This window comes from Stappia sp. ICDLI1TA098 (assembly GCF_054880955.1).
Genome location: NZ_JBTZBT010000002.1, coordinates 98957 through 118243 on the forward strand (window position 1 = coordinate 98957; position 19287 = coordinate 118243).

12 protein-coding genes and 1 tRNA gene are annotated in these 19287 nt (G+C 67.5%); 4 read left to right on the forward strand and 9 right to left on the reverse strand.

Annotation, left to right across the window (positions count from 1 at the left end; translation table 11 throughout):
- The first annotated feature begins 126 nt into the window (after positions 1 to 126).
- Positions 127 to 200: transfer RNA gene (locus ACSLUQ_RS10805), tRNA-Gly, on the forward strand.
- Positions 201 to 269: 69 nt separating this feature from the next.
- On the opposite strand, the gene ACSLUQ_RS10810 is transcribed toward ACSLUQ_RS10805, so the two are convergent.
- From ACSLUQ_RS10810 to ACSLUQ_RS10820, 3 genes are read right to left on the reverse strand one after another with little or no spacing between them, the layout of a single operon-like run.
- Positions 270 to 3758 (reverse strand): ATP-binding protein, encoded by a 3489-nt coding sequence (locus ACSLUQ_RS10810; RefSeq protein WP_461808534.1) that lies wholly within the window; start codon positions 3756 to 3758, stop codon positions 270 to 272.
- Between the two features lie 3 nt (positions 3759 to 3761).
- Positions 3762 to 5006: a metallophosphoesterase family protein gene (locus ACSLUQ_RS10815; RefSeq protein ID WP_461808535.1), complete on the reverse strand. Its 1245-nt coding sequence runs from the start codon at positions 5004 to 5006 to the stop codon at positions 3762 to 3764.
- A 54-nt stretch (positions 5007 to 5060) separates the two neighbouring features.
- The gene (locus ACSLUQ_RS10820) at positions 5061 to 7124 is read right to left on the reverse strand and encodes a glycosyltransferase family 2 protein (RefSeq protein WP_461808536.1); all 2064 of its coding nucleotides are present in this window, start codon (positions 7122 to 7124) and stop codon (positions 5061 to 5063) included.
- 221 nt (positions 7125 to 7345) lie between these two features.
- Here ACSLUQ_RS10820 and ACSLUQ_RS10825 point away from each other — a divergent pair, with 221 nt between their 5' ends.
- The gene (locus ACSLUQ_RS10825; protein ID WP_461808537.1) at positions 7346 to 8101 is read left to right on the forward strand and encodes a transporter substrate-binding domain-containing protein; all 756 of its coding nucleotides are present in this window, start codon (positions 7346 to 7348) and stop codon (positions 8099 to 8101) included.
- On the opposite strand, the gene ACSLUQ_RS10830 is transcribed toward ACSLUQ_RS10825, so the two are convergent.
- A complete protein-coding gene (locus ACSLUQ_RS10830) occupies positions 8072 to 8917 on the reverse strand; it encodes a sterol desaturase family protein (protein WP_461808538.1) in 846 nt (281 codons plus the stop codon). The two genes, ACSLUQ_RS10825 and ACSLUQ_RS10830, sit on opposite strands and share 30 nt — an antisense overlap.
- Before the next feature lie 149 nt (positions 8918 to 9066).
- Between ACSLUQ_RS10830 and ACSLUQ_RS10835 the strand changes: the two genes are divergently transcribed.
- Positions 9067 to 9723, forward strand: coding sequence for an alpha/beta family hydrolase (locus ACSLUQ_RS10835; protein WP_461808539.1), 657 nt, complete (start codon positions 9067 to 9069; stop codon positions 9721 to 9723).
- Positions 9724 to 9779: 56 nt separating this feature from the next.
- On the opposite strand, the gene ACSLUQ_RS10840 is transcribed toward ACSLUQ_RS10835, so the two are convergent.
- The 5 genes from ACSLUQ_RS10840 to ACSLUQ_RS10860 all read right to left on the reverse strand — a co-directional run bounded on the left by ACSLUQ_RS10840 (position 9780) and on the right by ACSLUQ_RS10860 (position 18197).
- Positions 9780 to 13223, reverse strand: coding sequence for an efflux RND transporter permease subunit (locus tag ACSLUQ_RS10840; protein ID WP_461808540.1), 3444 nt, complete (start codon positions 13221 to 13223; stop codon positions 9780 to 9782).
- Between the two features lie 4 nt (positions 13224 to 13227).
- Positions 13228 to 14664, reverse strand: a complete 1437-nt coding sequence (locus ACSLUQ_RS10845; protein ID WP_461808541.1) for an efflux RND transporter periplasmic adaptor subunit — start codon at positions 14662 to 14664, stop codon at positions 13228 to 13230.
- A 415-nt stretch (positions 14665 to 15079) separates the two neighbouring features.
- On the reverse strand, positions 15080 to 16069 hold the full coding sequence (locus ACSLUQ_RS10850) for an Hsp33 family molecular chaperone (protein WP_461808542.1): 990 nt from the start codon (positions 16067 to 16069) through the stop codon (positions 15080 to 15082).
- Complete coding sequence (gene argF / locus ACSLUQ_RS10855; protein ID WP_417772517.1) at positions 16069 to 16998, reverse strand: ornithine carbamoyltransferase; 930 nt, start codon at positions 16996 to 16998, stop codon at positions 16069 to 16071. Before argF ends, ACSLUQ_RS10850 begins: the two co-directional genes overlap by 1 nt.
- Entirely contained in the window at positions 16998 to 18197 is a 1200-nt protein-coding gene (locus tag ACSLUQ_RS10860; protein WP_461808543.1) for an acetylornithine transaminase, read from the reverse strand. The genes argF and ACSLUQ_RS10860 overlap by 1 nt, the downstream gene beginning before the upstream one ends.
- Positions 18198 to 18688: 491 nt before the next feature.
- Between ACSLUQ_RS10860 and ACSLUQ_RS10865 the strand changes: the two genes are divergently transcribed.
- The gene (locus tag ACSLUQ_RS10865) at positions 18689 to 19219 is read left to right on the forward strand and encodes a GcrA family cell cycle regulator (protein ID WP_417772515.1); all 531 of its coding nucleotides are present in this window, start codon (positions 18689 to 18691) and stop codon (positions 19217 to 19219) included.
- Positions 19220 to 19287: the final 68 nt, after the last annotated feature.

The window sequence follows — 19287 nt, forward strand, 5'->3', positions numbered from 1 at the left end:
CCAGAGGTGGGTTCGCACGGGCCGAAATCAAGCGGCCGAGAGTGCCGCGAAGCGCGATCTCCACAGGCTGGCGTGCGTGTGCCCCCTTGTGCGGGACCGGGAGAGCGGGTATCTAAATCTCGTGATGCGGGTATGGTGAAATGGTATCACAGGAGCTTCCCAAGCTCTTAGCACGGGTTCGATTCCCGTTACCCGCTCCAACCTCCCCCGTCTTTCAAGCTTCCCTTTGATGTCTTGCCCGCGACGCCCGCTTGCGGAACGCGCGCGCCTCACAAATCCACCAGGTCCAGTCCGTCGCCGAGCTCGCTGCGGGCGATGTCGACCACACTTCGGTGGTGGGTGAAGAGGATCGGCTGCAGGCTCTCCGACAACCCCGCAAGCGCGCGCAATCCGGCCGCCGTGCGGTTGTCGTCGAACGTCTGGAACAGATCGTCGCCGATGAAGGGCGCGGCCTCGGCACGGCTCGCGTAGTCGCTCAGGAATGCGAGCCGTAACGCCAGATAGAGCTGGTCGCCGGTGCCTTCGCTCAACCCGCTCATCGCCACCTCCTCACCGCCCTCGGCGCGAAGTGCGCAAAGCTCGCTGCGGTCATCCTCGGCAAAGCTGCGTGTCAGGCCCGAGAAGGCGCCGTCCGTGAGCTTCGCGAAGATCTCGCCGGCACGCTCGACCAGCGGGTCGCCCTGGCTCTGCCGATGGCGGGCAAGGGCTGCGTCGAGCAGCAGCGCCGAGATCCTCAGCACCGACCACTCCCTTGCCACGTCGAGCATCTCCGTCTCCGCCGCCTGGCGGATGAAGGCGGCCTTTTCCGCGCCCTCGCCCTCCTCCGCCGCGCGACGGTCGGCCAGCGCCGCCTGGCGCGCGGCGTGGGCTTCGTCGCGGGCGCGCGTCAACCGTTCGTCCTCGACCTGCAGGCCCTCCAGATCGACCGAGGCGCTGTCGGCGTCGAAGCCGGCGAGTTCCTCGGCAACCGCCGCCCGGCTCTCGCCTTCGGAGACCTGCGCAAAGCGGGAAAGACTGTCGGCATGGGCCAGGGCGAGGCCATCGCGCTCGCAAAGACGCACGGCAAGGTCGCGCAGCGCCTCCTCGGCAAGTCCCCTGGGCAGGCGCGCGCGCAAGACCTCCAGCCGGGCCCGCGCCTCTGCGAGCCGGGCGTCGGCCTGCTCCAGCCCGCTCTCCGCCTTTTCCTTCTCCGACAGCGCTCCGTCGCGGCGGATGCGGGCGGCAAGCTGCTCCTCGTGGCGGCGGTTGAGGAGCGCGGCCGCCGCCACCGGCGGATGGTCGGCAAGGTCGGGGGCAATGCCCGCCGACAGCGTCGCCACGCGCGCCTCGAAGGCGCGATTGTCGCGGCGCATCCCCTCGACGCGACGGGCCGCGTGGTCGCGCCGCGCAAGAGCGGCAGGCAGCTCACGCCAGGCAGCGACGGCCGCCTCGGCCGCGGCAATCGGGCTGCCCGCGGGCAATCCCAGTGGCGCGAGCGCCGCGTCGAAGCGCGCGCGCCAGTCCGCGGAGCGCGCGGCAAGCGCCTGCCTGTCGGCGACGATCCGCTCGACACGGCTGCAAAGGTCCTCGCGTCGGGCCGCTCTCATGCGGCCAGCGGCCCAACTCTCCTGCTGCTTCGCCAGCGTGGCCTCGAGGCGGCGCGCAAGCGGGCGGAGCCTCTCTGCGGGCGCGATTTCAAGGTCGAGATCCCTGGCCAGAGCCTCCAGATCCGGCCGGAGCGTCTCGGCCAATTGCTCCAGCGCCTGCAGCCGGTCGGCAAGCTCCACAGCTTCGCCGCGGCGTTGCAGAAGCGCCTCGACGCCGCGACACCAGTCGAGCATTCGCTCGGGCGCAAGCGGCACCATGCCCAGGCCGGCGAATGCCGCCTGCCACTCTCCCCATGCCGCCTCTCGCTCCCCCGCGACCCGCTCGCCCTCGGCTTCAAGGGCGGCAAGTTCGGCGCGGTGCCCGGCCAGCGCCTCACGGTTCGCCTGATGGCGGGTGACGCGCTCCGCTTCCGCAATCGCCCGGTCGGCAAGCCGGTCTGCCTCCGCAACACGGCCCTGCACGTCGGCCAGAGGATCGCCCGCGCCAGCCCGTGCGACAGCAAGGGCGTCCGGCAGACCGGCAAGAGCATGGTCGCGCGCCGCCCGCGCGGCACGGATCGCCTCGGCGGAGGGAATATCGCCACCGCGTTCGGCCTCGGCGACAACCGCCGCGATGCGGTCGATGCGGTTGCGCATTTCGCGAAGGGCATCTTCCTGCCGGCGCGCCTCCTCGCCAAGGCCCGCAAGCCGGTCGCGGTGCGCGGACAAAAGCGGAAGCGAGGGCAGCGGCACGGTGGCGAGAGCGTCTGGGTCGGCGACCGGCGGATCGAGCCGGCCCGCCTCCTCGGCCAGCCTCCGGCGCGTAGCGGCAAGCCTCGGGACGATCTCGTCGACGCCGTCCAGTGTCTTGAGATCGGGAGCAAGCGCGGCCAGACGGGCAAGCAGCGGCCCCGGATCGCTCTGTTGCACGCCCGGCTGCGCCTCGCCGTCGAGATCGGCAAGCGCCTGTCGTTCCTTCGCCTCGCTCTCGGCAAGCGTCTGTGCATCGCGCTCGATCCGGCGGCCAGCCTCGATCGCGCCCGAAAGCCCCGCAAGATCGGCATCTGCCGGCTGCCTGTCGTTCAGCGCCGCACCGGAAAGATCGTCCCCGCCATGACCGAGACGGCGGAGAATGGCGGCGATCTCCTCGCCGTGCGCATCGGCTTCAGCCTGAACGCGCGGGATCTGCTCCAGCCGTTGGCGGTAGGCTCCGGTTTCGGCAAAGAGCCCGGCGATCTCCTCAGCCCGTTCCAGCAATGCATCATCGACCACAAGCGCCGCGTGGGCCTTGCCGGCCTCCTCCGCGCGGACAAGAGCGGCGCGACGGATCGCCTCCACCGCATCGAGACCGTCAAGCGCGGCCTTCAGGTCGCCTGTCAGGCTGTCGGGCACCTCTGCGAGATCGGCGAACCGGTCGAGCGCGCGTTCGTGCGCGAGAAGCTCCTCAAGAAGCGGGCGCAGCCGCAGAAGCCGATCCAGACGGCGCTCGCGCTTGCGGTGCTCCTTGAGCGTGACGGATGCCTCGTCGAGCGCGGCCTCCGCCGCATCGACCGCCGCGTTGAGGCCCTTCCACGCAGCCTCGCGCAACTCGCGCTCGCGCATGAGTTTCGTGGCCTCCTCGTGGCGGGCAAGCGCCTGGAAGAAGCGGCGATCCTTGGAAGCGCGCGCCGCGAAAAGCCCGCTCGCCTCCTCGTCGAGCGCCTTGCGCAGGGCCGCAAGCCCGTGGCGGCCGGAAGCAGCGGCGAAGAGCGCGCCCTGCCCGTCTCCTTCCTGCGAGAGCAGCGCTCTCGCCCCGTCCCGCAGGCGAGCCGAGTTGAGACCGAAACTGTTCAGAAAGACATCGCGGCCGAGATTTCCCAGGAAGGGAACCAGCGCATCGTCACGCAGCGGCGTCTCCGCCTCGTCATCGGAAAGCAGCGTGTTCTTGTTGCCGCGCCGGCGGCGAAAGGACAGATGCTCGCCGTGGCTGTTGACCAGGCGCGCGCCGACCCGCAGCGACTTGGCCTCGTGGCGAAAGTCCCATTCCTTGGCATGCGGAAAGCCGAAGAGAAGATCGGCGATGGCCGCGAGCGCGGTCGACTTGCCCGCCTCGTTCGCGCCGTAGACGAGATGGAGCCGCGCGCCGGAACGAAAGGCAAGCGATCTGTCCGTCAGTCCGCCGTACCGCAGGAGGTCGAGCCGCTCGAGGCGCATCTCCTAGGCGCCCCCACCGATACGCAGCCCGAGCAACGCCCGCGCCTCGTCGACGAGCGCGTCGAGATCCTCGCCAAAGGGCGCGGCGGGATCGAGAAGCCCGCCTGGAACCCGCGCGGCGATCTGCGCGATTTCCGCCTGTGCGGCGGCGCGGAAGTCCTGATCATGCGCAGCTTCGTCAAGAAGCGAGGCGAGATCGAGCGCACCGTCACCGAGTTGCACCGGATCCTGCGTGCCGGGACGGGCGAGGTCGAGAACAAGCTTTTCAAGGAAGAGATCGGCTCCGGCCCGGTCGAAGGCACCCTGGACCTCCACGGCGAGATCCGCGCGCCCGGCCAGCAGCGCATCGCGCAGCGGACTTTCGCCGAAAAGCCGCAGGCGCGCGGCCAGCGGACGACCGTCGGCGCGCACGGCCTCACTGGCCAGCGCCTCCTCGACCGCCGCAAGCAGCGCGTCGCGGTCACCATGGACGGAAACATCGAGCTCGACGCGGGCGAAGCGCGCCGCGTCGACGACGAGACGCTCCATGGCCTCGACCCGGCCATCGACCACGCGGACGAGCACCGCCCCCTTCTCGCCGGTCTCGCGGATGCTGCGGCCCTGAATGTTGCCGGGGAAGACGATCGGCGGATCCTGCGCGACCACCTCATGGGCATGGACATGGCCAAGCGCCCAATAGTCGTAGCCCCGCGCCTTCAGGTCCTCGACCGTGCAGGGCGCGTAGTCCGCATGCGGCGGCCGGCCGGTCAGCGAGGTGTGCAGCAGGCCGATGTTGAAGTGGCCGGCGAGCGGAGCGGGATAGGCACGCGCGAGGTTCTCCGGCACCTGCCGATTGGCAAAACTCTGTCCGTGGATCGCAACGCCGAGATCCTCTAGGCGATGCGTCTCGGGGCTGCGCACGCCGAAGACATGCACATTGTCCGGCAGGGTGATGGAGCGGGTGACCACGCTCTGGGCATCGTGGTTGCCGCGGATGACAAAGACCGGAATGCCGGCGCGCGCCAGCCGGGCCATCTCCCGGTTGAAGAACAGCCCGACCGAATGATCCTTCCAGTCTCCGTCATAGACGTCGCCGGAGATGACGAGGAAGCGTGCGCCCTTGTCGATCACCGCATCGACGAGGCCGACGACGGCCGCGCGGATCGCGTCGGCGAAGCGTTCCGCCAGCACCGGGTCGCGCAGGGCAAGACCGGCGAGCGGACTGCCGAGATGGAGATCCGCCGCATGAACGAACGTGAAGGCAGACACGAATTGACCCCCGGATGAGATGCGCCTGGCGGATTCGGCTCGAAGGCTCCGAACCTAGACGGAAACGCGCGGTGCTTTCAACTCGCCGCCACCGCGCGGACCGCCCCTCTCCCGCCTCGCGCGGAGAAAGCCGAAGACCCGCCAGCCTCGGGCCGGCGCCATCATCGCCACTCCCCCGGTTCGCGGCCGGCGGGCAAGACCGTGCTCGGTCTTCTGCCAGTGATGCGGAGCGCGGACCAGCTCCATGAGCGCGGCGTAGAAGGCAAGGCTCTGGGCAATCCAGTAGACCGGCACGAGCAACAGGTCGAGGAGCGCCGGCGGCCGATCTCGCGCCATGGCTCCGCCGATCAGCAACAAGGTCATGCCACCGTAGCAGGCAAGGACGCTGAGGCCGGCGAGCGGCAACAGGATGGCGGCAAAATCGACCGAGAGCAGGGACACGTCCGCAAGCCCGGTACCGTAGAACAGAAGCACCAGCACAAAGACCGGGTGGGCGGCAAGCGTCGTCACCATGGCAAGCAGATAGACCAGAAGCACCACGAGGCGCGTGCGCCGAAGGTCGCGGGCAAGCGCGCCGGGGCTTCGCAGCAGGACGAGCAGCGTCTGCAACCAGCCCTTGAGCCAGCGCGTGCGCTGCCGGTGCCAGGCGATCCAGCTTAGCGGTGCCTCCTCCCATGTCGTCGAGCCCAGCATCGCGATCCCGTAGCCCGACCGCACCAGCCGAACGGCCAGATCGGCGTCCTCGGTGACATTGTGCGGATCCCAGCCGCCGACCGCCTCCAGCGGCAGGCGGCGGAAATGATTGGAGGTGCCGCCGAGCGGAACCGGCCAGCCGCGCGCCGCCATCCATGGCAACAGGCAGTCGAAGAGGCCCGAATATTCCATCAGGAACTGACGGGGAAAGAAGCGCGGGCTGCGGTGGTCGATGGCAAGCTGTGCCTGAAGCACGGCGACATCGGCGGGAAGCTCGGCGAAACGCGCCGCTGCCTTGAGCAGCTGGTCCGGCTCCGGCCGGTCTTCACCGTCATAGACGACGACGAGTTCGCCGCGCGCTTGCGACAGTCCGTGGGCAAGCGCGCGCGGCTTGGTGCGCGGATGACCGTTAGGCACCGACAGGATGCGCATGCCGCCGCGCAGATGAGGAGCGAGCGCCGCCCCCGTCTCGCGGTCGTCCGCCTCCAACAGAAACAGCACTTCGAAGCGGTCGCGGGGATAGTCCAGCGCGCCGAGATGAGCGGCAAGGGACGCCGCGACCCGCGCTTCTCGGTAGAGCGGCACGAGCACGCTCACGGGCGGCAGCTCGGCGCGTGGCAACATACGATGCGGCACGGGCGCGCGGGCGCCGGACACTCCGGCAAGAGCGCGAACCCCGCTCGACAGCAGCCCGACGCCGGTGACGAGAACCGACAGCAGAACGGCGGCTGCCTTGAGCGAGAAGACCTGCCCCGCGAGGATCCCGCCGGCTGCGACCGCCAGGACGACCGCCTGCCCCTTTGTCAGGGTACGCAAGGCCGACATCCTGGAACGGGTGAGCGCGAGACGGGCTGCCGGATCGGCCTCGGCGATCGCCCTGTCGAGCGCCGCAGGTGCGGCGATACAGGTCCGTTCGCGCAGATCGGGGAACCGGTCGACAAGGTCGAGAAACGCTGCCAGCCGCCCTGGCGGCAGCGCCACGGCGACCATGGTGCGCCCGCTCTCGTCACGGCCGATGGCAAGCGGCCCGTTGGTGCCCGGCGGCGGCGGAAAACCTGGGGAATGGCAGGAAACGAACGACCCGGAAGGCAGGAAGCGCAGGCCAGCGGCCTCCGCGACCGCTGCGTAATAGGCCTCCTCCGGCACAAGCTCCAGATCGAGAAGCAGTCGCCCCGGCGGCATGGCCCGTCGACGCGCGGTCCGCAGCACGACCTGCAACAGCGCATCGCAGACCCCGCGCCGGCGCAACACCGCGAGGTCCGGGGGGAGAGCCGCCGGCGGGCGGGCACCGGGTCGTTGCCGCAACCGGACGGCGGCAGGGCGGCTCCGCGTCCGCTCGCGCCCCGCATCGCCGACAATCGAGTGCGGCGGCGGCAGCGCGGAAGGGGCGCACTCGGAAAGCTCGGGCAGGGAAGGCTCGGGCATGGGGCGGGATCGTGGTATGGTGTGGCGGGAAAAGAGGATAAAGAAAAGAAACGGGCAGCCGGACGCCGGCCGGAACGACAGGATTGACAGGAATGCTCCCCGGATTTGACCGCAAGACGATTGCAGTTGCAACTCTTGCTATTTTTACGAGTACAGCCGCGACTCTCGCCCAATCCGCAACGCCGGAAACTTCCGTAACGTCAGAAATTACCTCGACGGAAGTGGTCACACCCAACTACTGGGATCCGCGCACCGGCACGGACCGCCCGACAACGACGCCCAACACGATCCGCTTCCTTGCAGCCGATGATTTCCCGCCCTTCGCATTTCGCGACGGCACGGGTCGGCTCACCGGCTTCAACATCGACCTTGCCCGCGCGATCTGCGAAGAGCTGGAGGCTGCCTGCTCCTTGCGGATCAAATCCTTCGACGCGTTGGTGCCGGCGCTCGACGGCGAGGAGGGCGACGCGATCATCGCCGGCCTGGCGACGACACCGGACAACGTGCAGACGCTGCTCTTTTCCGATCCCTACCTGCGCCTTCCCGCCCGCTTCTCGGTGCTGAAGGGCAAGACGCTTTCGGTCCTTCCCGAGGATCTGGTCGGCAAGCGCATCTCGGTTGTCGAGGGCACCGTGCACGAGAGGTTCCTGCGCAGCTATTTCAGCGGTGCGGAGATCCGGACCTACCCGACCGCCACGGAAGCGCGCGCCGCACTGGGCACCGAGGAGGTCGACGCCCATTTCGGCGACGGCCTGTCGCTGTCCTTCTGGCTTAACGGCAAGATATCGGGGAATTGCTGCGAGTTCGTCGGCGGCCCATGGCTCGAACCGGGGTATTTCGACCACGGCCTGTCCATCGCCTTTCGCCGGGACGACGCGCTGCGCCAGGCGGCGGTCAACCACGCGCTCGCGCGCCTTCAGGCCAAGGGCGTCTATTCCGAGCTCTATCTACGCTACTTCCCCGTCAGCTTTTACTGAAGGATTCCGCCCGGGCCGGCCGCCGTGCGCGGGGCCAGCGCGAAAGGGAAGAGCGAGGCTCCACAGAATGCCGGCCGGCTTTTCGTCCTGGTATTCCGTCAGGCCGATGGTCATGCCCTCGTGCCCCTCCCGCGGCTGGTCGACATAGGTGCGAAACAGCCGGTCCCAGAGCGAAAGATTGAAGCCGTAGTTGGAATCCGTCTCCGCGCGGATCGTCGAATGATGGACCCGGTGCATGTCGGGCGTCACCAGGACGAGGCGCAAGATCCGGTCCAGCGCGCCCGGCAGGCGCAGATTGGCGTGGTTGAACATCGCCGCGCCGTTCAGCACCACCTCGAAGACGAGAACACCGATTGCCGGGATGCCGAAGACAGCCACAACGCCGGCCTTCCAGAGCATTGACAAAAGAATTTCCAGCGGATGAAAGCGCAGCGCCGTGGTCACGTCGATGTCGCGGTCGGCATGGTGCATCCTGTGGATGCGCCAGAGCAGCGGCACCTTGTGCGACGCCCAGTGCTCGAACCAGACGGCGAAGTCGAGGATCACGAAGCCGGCGATGGCGGCAAGCGCGACGGGCGCATCCTGCATGTGAAACAGCCCGAAGCCGGCCTGCTCGGCCCAGAGAGCCACGCCGACGGCGGCCATCGGGAAGACGATGCGCAGCATCGCGGTGTCGAACGCGACGATGGCGAGGTTGGTGGTCCAGCGCCGCGCCCGTGACAGGATCAGGTCGCGACGCGGCAGGACGACCTCGAACAGCGCCATGGCCGCGAAGATGCCAAGGAAGATCGCAAGTCTGATGCCAGCTTCATTCATGATCTCCAAGACCTCCGTGGGGCGCGTTCATGCACCGTGCAAACCGCTCTCCGGCAGCCCTGCTGCTTGAACCTAGCGCGCGCCCGTGGGATAGGCGAACAACGCTGCATTCAAGGGTTCGTGAAGAGCCCCGCACACAGGACCGACAAATGAGCGACTTCCTCTGGACCCGCGCCGAAGGCGACACCCCCGCTGCCGCGACCCTGCTTCTCGCGCATGGGGCGGGCGCGGCCATGGATTCGGGCTTCATGAACCGTTTCGCCGGCCATGCCGCCAAGGCCGGGCTCGATGTCGCCCGCTTCGAGTTCGCCTATATGGCAGGCCGTCGTGACGGTGGCCGGAAGCGCCCGCCGCCGAAGGCCGACCTGCTCATCGGCGAGTTCCAGACCGCGCTCCAGACACTGCTTGCCACTTGCCCGGGGCCTGTCCTGATCGGAGGCAAGTCGATGGGCGGTCGCGTCGCGGCAATGCTCGCCGCCTCCCCTTCCCTGCCCAAGCGGGTCACGGGCGTCGTCTGCCTCGGCTATCCGTTTCATCCTCAGGGTGACGCCGGGAACTGGCGGCTCGCCCCGCTCGAGGAAACCCGCCGCCCGGTGCTGATCGCCCAGGGCGACCGCGACGGCTTCGGCAATGCGGCCGAGCTTGCGGACGTGGCCCTGCCGGAAACGGTGCGCCTGTTCTTCCTTGAGGACGGCAACCACGATCTTGCTCCGCGCGGCGCCTCGCCCGCGACCTGGGACGGCAACCTGGCGCAGGCCGCCAGGGAGACGGCGGTTTTTGCAGCAAGCCTCACCGAGGCAGAATGAACAGCGCCGTCTGACCGGCCTCGCCGGTGCGCAGACAGGGGCATGCGCACCGGCGCCTATTCTGCCGGAACGCCGTCGGGTCCGCGCGGCGCGGGCGGGTGTGAGCGCTCCGGGTGCGGGCCATCCTGCAGACCGTCGTCGCCATCCTCGTCCTTGCGCAGCGTGAGCAGGCGCATGATATCGTCGCCAATGCCCATCATTGCCGGCACGAGGACGAGGACCAGCGCGGTCGCCGTCGACAGACCGAAGACGATGGTGATGGTGATCGGCATCAGGAAGCGCGCCTGAAGATTTTCCTCGAAAAGCAAGGGCGCAAGCCCGCCGATCGTCGTCAGCGAGGTGAGAAGCACGGCGCGCAGACGGTCGAGCGAGGAGGAGACGGCCGCGCTCTCGACGCTTTCCCGCTCCGACAGCCGCTCGTCGAAGCGCGCCACCAGAATGATCGAGTTGTTGACCAGGATACCCGACAGGCCGAGCAACCCGATGAAACTCAGGATCGTCAGGTCGTAGCCCATGATGTAGTGGCCGAAGACCGTGCCGACGATGCCGCATGGGATGATCGACATCACCGCAATCGGCTTGAAGTAGCTCGCGAAGACGGCGGCGAGGATCAGGTAGATCATCGCCATCGCCGCGACCGTGCCCAGCTCCAGATCGCTGAACGCGTCCTTGCGCTCCTCCTCGCGTCCGGAGAACCGGTATTCGACGCCATGGCGCGCGGCGATGTCCTGAATCTTGCCGTCGCTGAGATCCTGCACCAGCCGAATGTTGGTGGTCACGTCTGAATCCACATCCGCCGAGACGGAGATCGTGATCTTGCCGTCACGCCGCTGGATGACCGAGAACCCCTGCCGGTCCGACAGCCGCACGACCTCGAGAAGCGGCACGAACTCACCGTTCGGCGCCTTCAGGTAGAGCGTGCGCAGGGCCCCCGCCCCGCCGGCCTCCATCTCCTGGCGGACACGGATCGTGACCTCCTCCTCGCCTTGCGCGAAGCGGCGCGGGATCGCGCCCTCCAGGGCACTGCGGATCTGGCGGGCGGCATCGTCGACGGTGAAGCCCAGTGCCTCGCCGCGCGGGCTCAGTTCGATAAGGAGTTCCGGCTTGCCGAAGGGAAGGTCATCGGCGACGCCGTCGACACCCGGGTAGCTCGTCAGCAGCTCCTGCAGCTCGAGCGACGCCTCCTTCAGCGCCATCGTGTCGGTGCCGGTCAGGCGCACGTCGAGATCACGTCCCGGAGGCCCGCCACGCCGCTCGTAGACGGCGACGCGCTTTGTGCCGGGAATCTCGGGGATCTCCTTGCGCCAGGCGCGCACGATCTCTGGGGTACGGATGGTGCGGGCTTCCGAGGCGGTGAGCTGGACGTCAATGCTCGCGACATTGCGGCCGCGGCTGTTGCCCGACTGGCCAAGCGTGGCGTAGGAGGCAACGACAAGCTTCTCGCCGCTGTCTCCGGCAAGCTTTGCCTCGGCACGGCGAAGTGCCTCCTCGATCGCCAGCAATCCGGCCTCGGACTTCTCCAGCGAAATGCCAGCGTTGTAGTCGATGGTGGCACGGATGTTCTCCGCCTCCGGCGAGGGGAAGAACCGGAACTTGACGTGATTGCCCATCACGATGCCGGCCGTCAGGAACAAGGTCGCGATGGCGATGGACACGGTGACGTAGCGCCAGCGATAGGCACCAAGCACGAGGGCGCGGAACGGCACGTCGCGCACCCAGTCGAAGCCCGCGTCGAAGGTGCGGCGGAAACGGCCCGGCTCGTCCTCGAAGGGCGTGTCGCGGCGCCTCCGGCGGAGGCTCATGAACAGAACCTCGAGGCCGAGGGCGACCGCGAAGAACAGCAGGATCACCGCACCGTCGAAGGCGAGTACCCCCAGACCCTCGCGCCCGGCGCGCGCCGGAACGGCGAGCCAGTCGAGAATCGGAGGCACGGAGATGTCCGGCCGCCCGGCGAGCCCGATGACGAAGAGCGCCGGCATCGCCGCAAGCAGCACGACGCGCCACCAGTTCCACGACGGACGGCGGGCAAGCGAATGTGCCAGATGGCCCGGCAGCACCAGGAAGCACTCGACAATGCTGGCGATGACCACCGATATGACCACCAGCGGGAAGGCGCTCATGATCTGGCCGATGGTGTCGCGCATCAGCAATATCGGCAGGAAGGAAGCGATGGTGGTGGTGCAGGCGGCGACGATCGGCCAGAGCATGCGCCCGGCGCCCTCCTCGGCCGCGTGATAGGGACTGTCGCCCATCGCGACCCGCGTCGCGGTGTGCTCGCCCACCACGATGGCGTCATCAACGATGATGCCGAGCGCCATGATCAGCGCGAAGAGCGAAATCATGTTGATGGTCTGCCCGGTCATCCACATGATGCCCGCCGTGGCCAGGATCGCCACCGGGATGCCGGCCACGACCCAAAGCGCGATGCGCGCGTTGAGGAAGGCGAAGAGCACGATCAGCACGAGGATGAAGCCGGAAATGCCGTTCTCGACCAGGATCATGATGCGCTGGAACAGCGAGTCCGCCCGCACCTCGTATTTGACCAGCTCCAGCGAGTGCGGAAGCTCCCCGGCGATCTCCGTCAGATACTTGTCGAGGATGGCGTTGACCTTGAGCTGGTCGGCCTTGGCCGAGCGCTGCACGGTCAACTCGACGGCGCGCACCCCGTCGGAGAAACCGATCACCTGATCGTCGTCATAGGTCTTGGAGACATCGGCGATGTCGCGCAGACGCACCTTCTCGCCGGTGGGGAAGGATTTCACCACGATCCGCCCGATGGCCTCGGGCGAGGCGGTGTCGGCGACGGCACGCACCTGCCGCTCGATGCCGCCCTGAAGGTCGCCGGAGGGCATGTCGCGGGTGTTGAGGGCGATGCGCCCGGAGATATCGCCTAGCGTCATGTCGAGGCGGCGCAGCTCGCGCTCGGGCACCTTGACCGTGTATTCGGTATCGCGAAAGCCGCTGAAGGTGACCTTGTCGATGCCCCGGTCGATAAGGTCGTCTCGGATCTTGCGCGCATAGCCCTTGAGCGCGTCCTCGGAAAAGGGGCCGCGCAGGGCGACCCGGGCGACCCGGTCGAACCAGTTGGACAGAGCGATGACAGGTGTCTCGCTGTCCTCCGGCAGGGTGGTCACGCCGGCGATCGCCTGCTCGACGTCCGACAGCGCTTTCTGCATGTCGGCGCCCTCGAGGAACTCAAGGCTGACCGATGCCGCGCCCTCGCGGGCATAGGAGACCATCTCGTCGACGTTGTCGATGAAGCGCAGCTCCGGCTCGACCGCCTGAAGGATGTTCTTTTCCACGTCCTCGGCACTGGCCCCGGGCCAGGAGATCGTCACGTTGATGCGGTCGATGACCACCTGCGGGAAAAATTCTGTGTTGAGCTTAGTGATGCCGAAGATGCCGAACAGCACCATCAGCACCATCACCAGGTTGGCGGCATTGGGGTGGCGCAGGAAGGCACCAATGAAGCCGCGCGGCTCGAAGTCGGGCATGTGCATCGGATCAGCTCCGCCCGTCCTGGGTGCCGGCGGGCTTGCCGGTCGCAGCCGCGGCACCGGCCTTGCCGTCGGCCTCGTCCTTTTCCTTGGCCCCGAAGGGATCTTTCACCAGAACGCCCTCGCCCACCTCGTCGAGGCGCGTTGCGACAAGCACGTCACCGGTCTGGAGGTCGCCCTCGACCAGCAGGCTGGTACCGTCGAAGGCGACCGGGGTCACCTCGCGCCGCTGGGTGCGCCCGTCGACGACGACATAGACATGATCGGTGCCGTAGAGCGCGGCCTCGGGAATGCGGGCGCTGCGAGGATAGGTGCGATCATCGAGGGTCACTTCGACAAAGGCGCCCGGGCGCAGCACGGCCTGGCCGGCTCCGGCCGTGACGCTGGCATAGATGTCGATGCCGCCGCGGGCGACGGCGACTTCCGCGCCGGTGCGCACGATTTCGCCCGTGTAGCGCACAGGCGCGCCACCGATGTGCCAGACCACCTCGACGGGACGGCCGACGACGGAGCCCGTATCGGAAAGGACGCGGCCGTATTGATTGTCGGAAAGCGTGAACCGCACCTCGAGCGCGTTGCGGTCGTAGAGCGTCGCGACCACGTCGTTGACGCCAACGAGCCGGCCGATGGCGGCGCTCTCGCTCATCACCACGGCATCGAAGGGGGCGCGCAGGACCGTATCGGCAAGATTGCGCTCGGCCTGGGACTGGCGCCATTCCAGCCGCTCGATCGCCGCCTGCTGCTGTTGGACGCGCGCCTTCTCCACGTCGAGGGCGTTGCGTCGCTGCTCGACGGCCTGCTTGCGCTGCGATACCAGCAGCCGGCGTTCGTCGAGGGTGCGCTCCGTCACGGAGCCGCTGGCAAGAAGCTGGGAGGCGCGCTTCAGATCGCGCTCGGCGAAATCGAGTTGCTCGACCGCGCGCGTGACATTGCCCTCTTCCGTGGCGACCCGGCCGCGCGCCTCGACCATGGCGGCGCGCGCCTCGGCGAGATTGGCCTTCGCCTCGGTCACCGCGCCCTCATACTGGAAGGGATCGACGGAGACGATCTCCTCCCCCTTGTCGATGGTCGCGCCGGTCTCGAGCTTCGGATTTACCCGCACGATCTCGCCGGCGACCAGCGCCCGCAGCTCCGCATTGCGGGCCGCCGCGACTTCGCCGTAAACGGTCAGGCGGGGGGTGTGGTCGCCGATCTCCACGGGCAGGGTGCTGACGGTGTAGACGGTCTCCTGCTTGGGTCGGGTCGGCACGTCGCCACGCGCCAGCACGAGATGCTTCATGCCCATGTAGGCGCCGGCGATGATCAGGAGCGCGACAGCCGCCTGAAGCGTCGCCTTGGAAACGAGGACAAGCCGGCGGCTTTGCCGGCGACCGCCCTCGTCAGGGCGGTGATAGGACACGTCCGTCCTGTGCGTCGACGACGTTTCATCCACGGATTTCAGCATCGCTTTCTCGCCCACTCGCCAACCTTTGCCCTGTCGTCGTTCTCCCTCGGAAGCGACCTGCCCACGGCAGCCCCTTCCCCTCGCACTGCCTTCTACGGTGGGCCCGCGCGTGCGGACCTGCCTCCGGGACGATGGCATTGCGATAGCTGGCGACTATCAAAGCGAAGATGACGGGGCGCAAGCCGAAGAATGTATCAATCTGTCGTCGCAATTGAGGCACAGGGACGCGCAAGGCGGAGCCGGTGCAACGGAGCGCCATGCCGCCCCTGGGCCGACCGGCGCGACGCATAGCCTGGAGAAGTTGATACAAACGGCGACAATATTTGCGCCGGCCGGACGGGAAACCGCCCGGCAGCGGGAAAACGGCAAGGCCAGAAAGAAAAAAGGCGGCAAACGCGCGCGCCCGACTACGGGGTCAGAATTCGTCCGAGGCGTAGTCGTAGCGCGTGTTGCAGAAGCGGCAGGTGACCTCGATCCGCCCGCCCACCGTCATGTCGTCGCGCTCCTCGGCGGAAAAGCCCTTGAGCATGCCCCGAATACGCGTATCCGAGCAACGGCAGCGGTCGACGATGGGCTGGGGCGGGAAGATGCGCACGCCGCGCTCGTTGAAGAGACGGAAAAGCAGCCGTTCGGCTGTCATGTCCAGGTCGGTGAGTTCGTCGTCGCGCAAGGTCTCGACGAGCGCGCGCGCCTCACGCCAGGCGTCGTCCTCGTCAAGGTGATGCGCGCCCGCGCCCTCCGGCGCATCGCCGGGATGCAGGTCGGGCTGACGCATGCGCTCCGGCGCCTCGGGCAGGAACTGCGCCAGCACGCCACCGGCAAGCCACGAATGACGCGGCGCGGAGCCTTCCTGGCGCTCAAACACCTCGCCGACGGCGAGACGCACGACGGTCGGGATCTGCTCCGACTGGGCGAAGTAGCGGTGCGCCACCTCCTCCAACGAAATGCCGTCCAGCGCGACAATGCCCTGATAGCGGTTCATCGCCGCGCCCTGATCCACCGTCATTGCCAGATGGCCACGCCCGAGCAGGGACGCCGTATCGGTCGCGCCCGCGCGCTCGGCCTCGGCAAGCGCCGCCTCATCGAACTGGGCACAGGCGCGCAGGCCGTCCGGCGTGTCGAAATCGACGACGAGCATCGACACAGGCCCGTCGGTCGTTGTCTGCAGCGTGAAGCGCCCGTCGAACTTCAGCGAGGTTCCAAGCAACGCGACGAGCGTCGCAGCTTCCGCCAGCAGGCGTGACACCGGCGTCGGATAGGCGTGGCGCTTCAGGATCTTGTCGAGAACCGGGCCCATAAGCACGGCACGGCCGCGCACGTCGAGCGGCTCCACCGAATAGGGCAGGACGGCATCGCGACCGGCCGGCTGGACGCCGAGCCGGTCGAGTTCTTCAGCAACAGTCATCAGGCCTGCAGGGCTCCAAAGCACCAGGCAAGAATGCCCTTTTGCGCATGCATGCGGTTTTCCGCCTCGTCGAAGACGACGGAAGCCGGGCCGTCCATCACCTCGGACGTGACCTCCTCACCGCGGTGCGCGGGAAGGCAATGCATGAAGATCGCGTCGGCGTCGGCCTCGCCCATCAGCCGGCTGTTGACCTGATAGGGCTTCAGCATGTTGTGGCGGTCGCCCTCGTCGTCACCCATCGAGACCCAGCAGTCGGTGACCACCGCATCGACGCCGCGCACGGCCTCGAACGGATCGTCGGTCAGGCTGATCTCGGCGCCGGCCTTGCGGGCAGCGGCGATAAGATCCGCCGGGGGGGCAAGCTGGGAGGGCGTGGCGATGCGCAGTTCAAAATCGAACTTCGCCGCCGCATGAACCCAGGAGGCCAGCACATTGTTGCTGTCGCCAGTCCAGGCGACGGACCGGCCGGCGATCTTGCCCTTCTTCTCCTCGAAGGTGAGCACGTCGGCCATGATCTGGCACGGATGGGTGAGCTTGGTCAGGCCGTTGATCACCGGAACGGTCGCATGTTCCGCCAGTTCGTGCAGCGCGTCATGATCAAGGATGCGGATCATGATCGCGTCGACGTAGCGCGACAGAACGCGCGCGGTGTCGGCGATGGTCTCGCCGCGACCGAGCTGCATCTCCGCGCCAGTCAGCATCAACGTCTCGCCGCCGAGCTCACGCATGCCGACGTCGAAGGAAATGCGCGTGCGCGTCGACGGTTGCTCGAACACCATGGCGAGCACGCGGCCGGCCAGCGGCCCCGTGCCGCTGACGCGAACCGGACCGCGCGCTTCCTTGATGCGGCGGCTGCCGTCGAGAATAGAGCGCAGTTCGTCTGCCCCGACCTCGGTGAGGTCGAGAAAATGGCGGGGCTGGACAGTCATTATTCGGCAGCTCCCTGCTTCAGCTCTGCTTCCATGGCAATGGCTGCCTTCTCGATGCGCGCCACGGCTTCCTCGATCTCCTCTGCGGTGATCGTCAGCGGCGGCAGGATGCGCAGTACGTTGTCGCCGGCGCCGATCGCAAGCACGCCCTCTGCGCGGAAACGCTCAAGCAAGGCTCCGTTGGGGACACGGCACTTGAGGCCGAGCAACAGGCCCTTGCCGCGCAGATCCTCGAAAATCTCCGGATGCCGGTCGATGACGCCGGAGAGCTTCTGCGTCAAAAGCAGGCCCTTGTCGCGCACGTCCTCGAGGAAGCCATCGGCGAGCACCACGTCGAGCACAGCGTTGCCGACCGCCATGGCGAGCGGATTGCCGCCATAGGTCGTGCCGTGGGTGCCCGGCTGCATGCCGGAGGCAACCTCCTCGGTCGCAAGGCAGGCGCCAACCGGAAAGCCGCCGCCGATGCCCTTGGCAATCGCCATGATGTCCGGGGTGATGCCGGCCCATTCATGGGCAAAGAGCTTGCCCGTGCGTCCGACGCCGGTCTGCACCTCGTCGAGCAGCAGCAGGATGCCGTTGTCGTCGCAGATCTTGCGCAGGTCGCGCAGCGTCTCGGTCGGCACGGACCGCACGCCGCCCTCGCCCTGGATCGGCTCGATCAGGAGACCGGCCGTCGTGTCGGAGATCGCGGCCAGCAGCGCCTCGCGGTCGCCGAAGGGAACCTGCACGAAGCCCGGAGCCTTGGGCCCGAAGCCCTCGAGGTACTTCGCCTGACCGCCGGCGGCGATGGTCGCCAGCGTCCGGCCGTGGAAGGCACCCTCGAAGGTGATGATGTCGACCCGCTCCGGCTCGCCCTTCGAATAGAAGTAGCGCCGCGCCGTCTTGATCGCGCATTCCAGTGCCTCGGCGCCGGAATTGGTGAAGAACACCCGATCGGCGAAGGTCGCTTCGGTCAGCTTGCGCGAAAAGGTGTCCTGGCCCGGGATCGTGTAGACGTTCGACACGTGCCAAAGCTTCTCGGCCTGCGTCTTCAGCGCCTCGACAAGCGCCGGATGGCCGTGGCCGAGCGAGTTCACCGCAATGCCGGAGCCGCAATCGAGAAAGCGTCGGCCATCGGTCGTCTCCAGCCAGACACCATTGCCGCGTTCGAACTCCAGGTTCGCGCGGTTGTAGGTCGGGTAGAGAGTTGAGCCAACCATAGCCGTCTTGCTCCTTGTTGCCGGTGGCGCGCCTTTCCCTGGCCGCCCACCTCATGGCCCGTCATCGGATGAACCCGTCGCCGCCGCCATGCCCTCCCGCGCCACGCGCTCACGCGGCAACGAAAACAGGCGGGCATTTGCCCCCCTTAAAAGCATAGCGCCGCCCCGAAAGGCGGCACGACAACAGGGTTTCGTTATACACCGCCCAGCCGAGCGAAAGTCAACGAAATAGCAATCCGCCCGTTTTTGCACGCCCCGCGCCCGAGACCTCCTTAATTGGGGAAAACATCGACTATCCCCAAGTGAATCGGGCCAACGACTTGCACGAAAAACGCGGCATATTGTAGGTTTCAGACATCAGAGACACGACATCTCGTGTGCTTGACTCAGAATAGCCTCAAAATCCGGCAATAGGCGGGACACCATCAGGGTGTGCCGGCAAGGTTTTTTTAACCATATGCCGGACGGACGACGAAGACGGAGTGAGACGCATGTCCTGGACAAGCGAGCGTGTCGACCTTCTCAAGAAGCTCTGGCTCGAAGGCTTGAGCGCGAGTCAGATCGCCGCCGAGCTCGGCGGCGTGACGCGCAACGCGGTCATCGGCAAGGTGCACCGGCTGGGCCTCTCCGGCCGTGCCAAGGCGCCGACGAACGCTGCCAAGCCATCGCGCAAGACCACGCAGCCCACAGCCGGCGCCGAGACGGCGCAAGCGCCCGAGACCAACGCCGGCGCACCGCAGACCATCGGCGCCACGGCGCTGAAGATGGCTCCTTCCCCGGCCCCCGCACCGCAGCAGAAGCCCGTTGCGGAACTGGTCCCCATCGCCAAGCGCGCCACCATCCTGACGCTCACCGAGCGCACCTGCAAGTGGCCGATCGGCGATCCGACCAAGGATGACTTCTATTTCTGCGGCAACAATTCCAATCCGGGCGTGCCCTATTGCCCGTATCACTGCCGCATGGCCTACCAGCCGGCGAATGACCGCCGTCGCGAGCGCAACACGGCGGCCGCGACCGGCTGATATCGCCACAGCAGGGTGCCACAGAAAAAAGGCCCGCGCATCGCGCGGGCCTTTTTCGTTGACGGCTG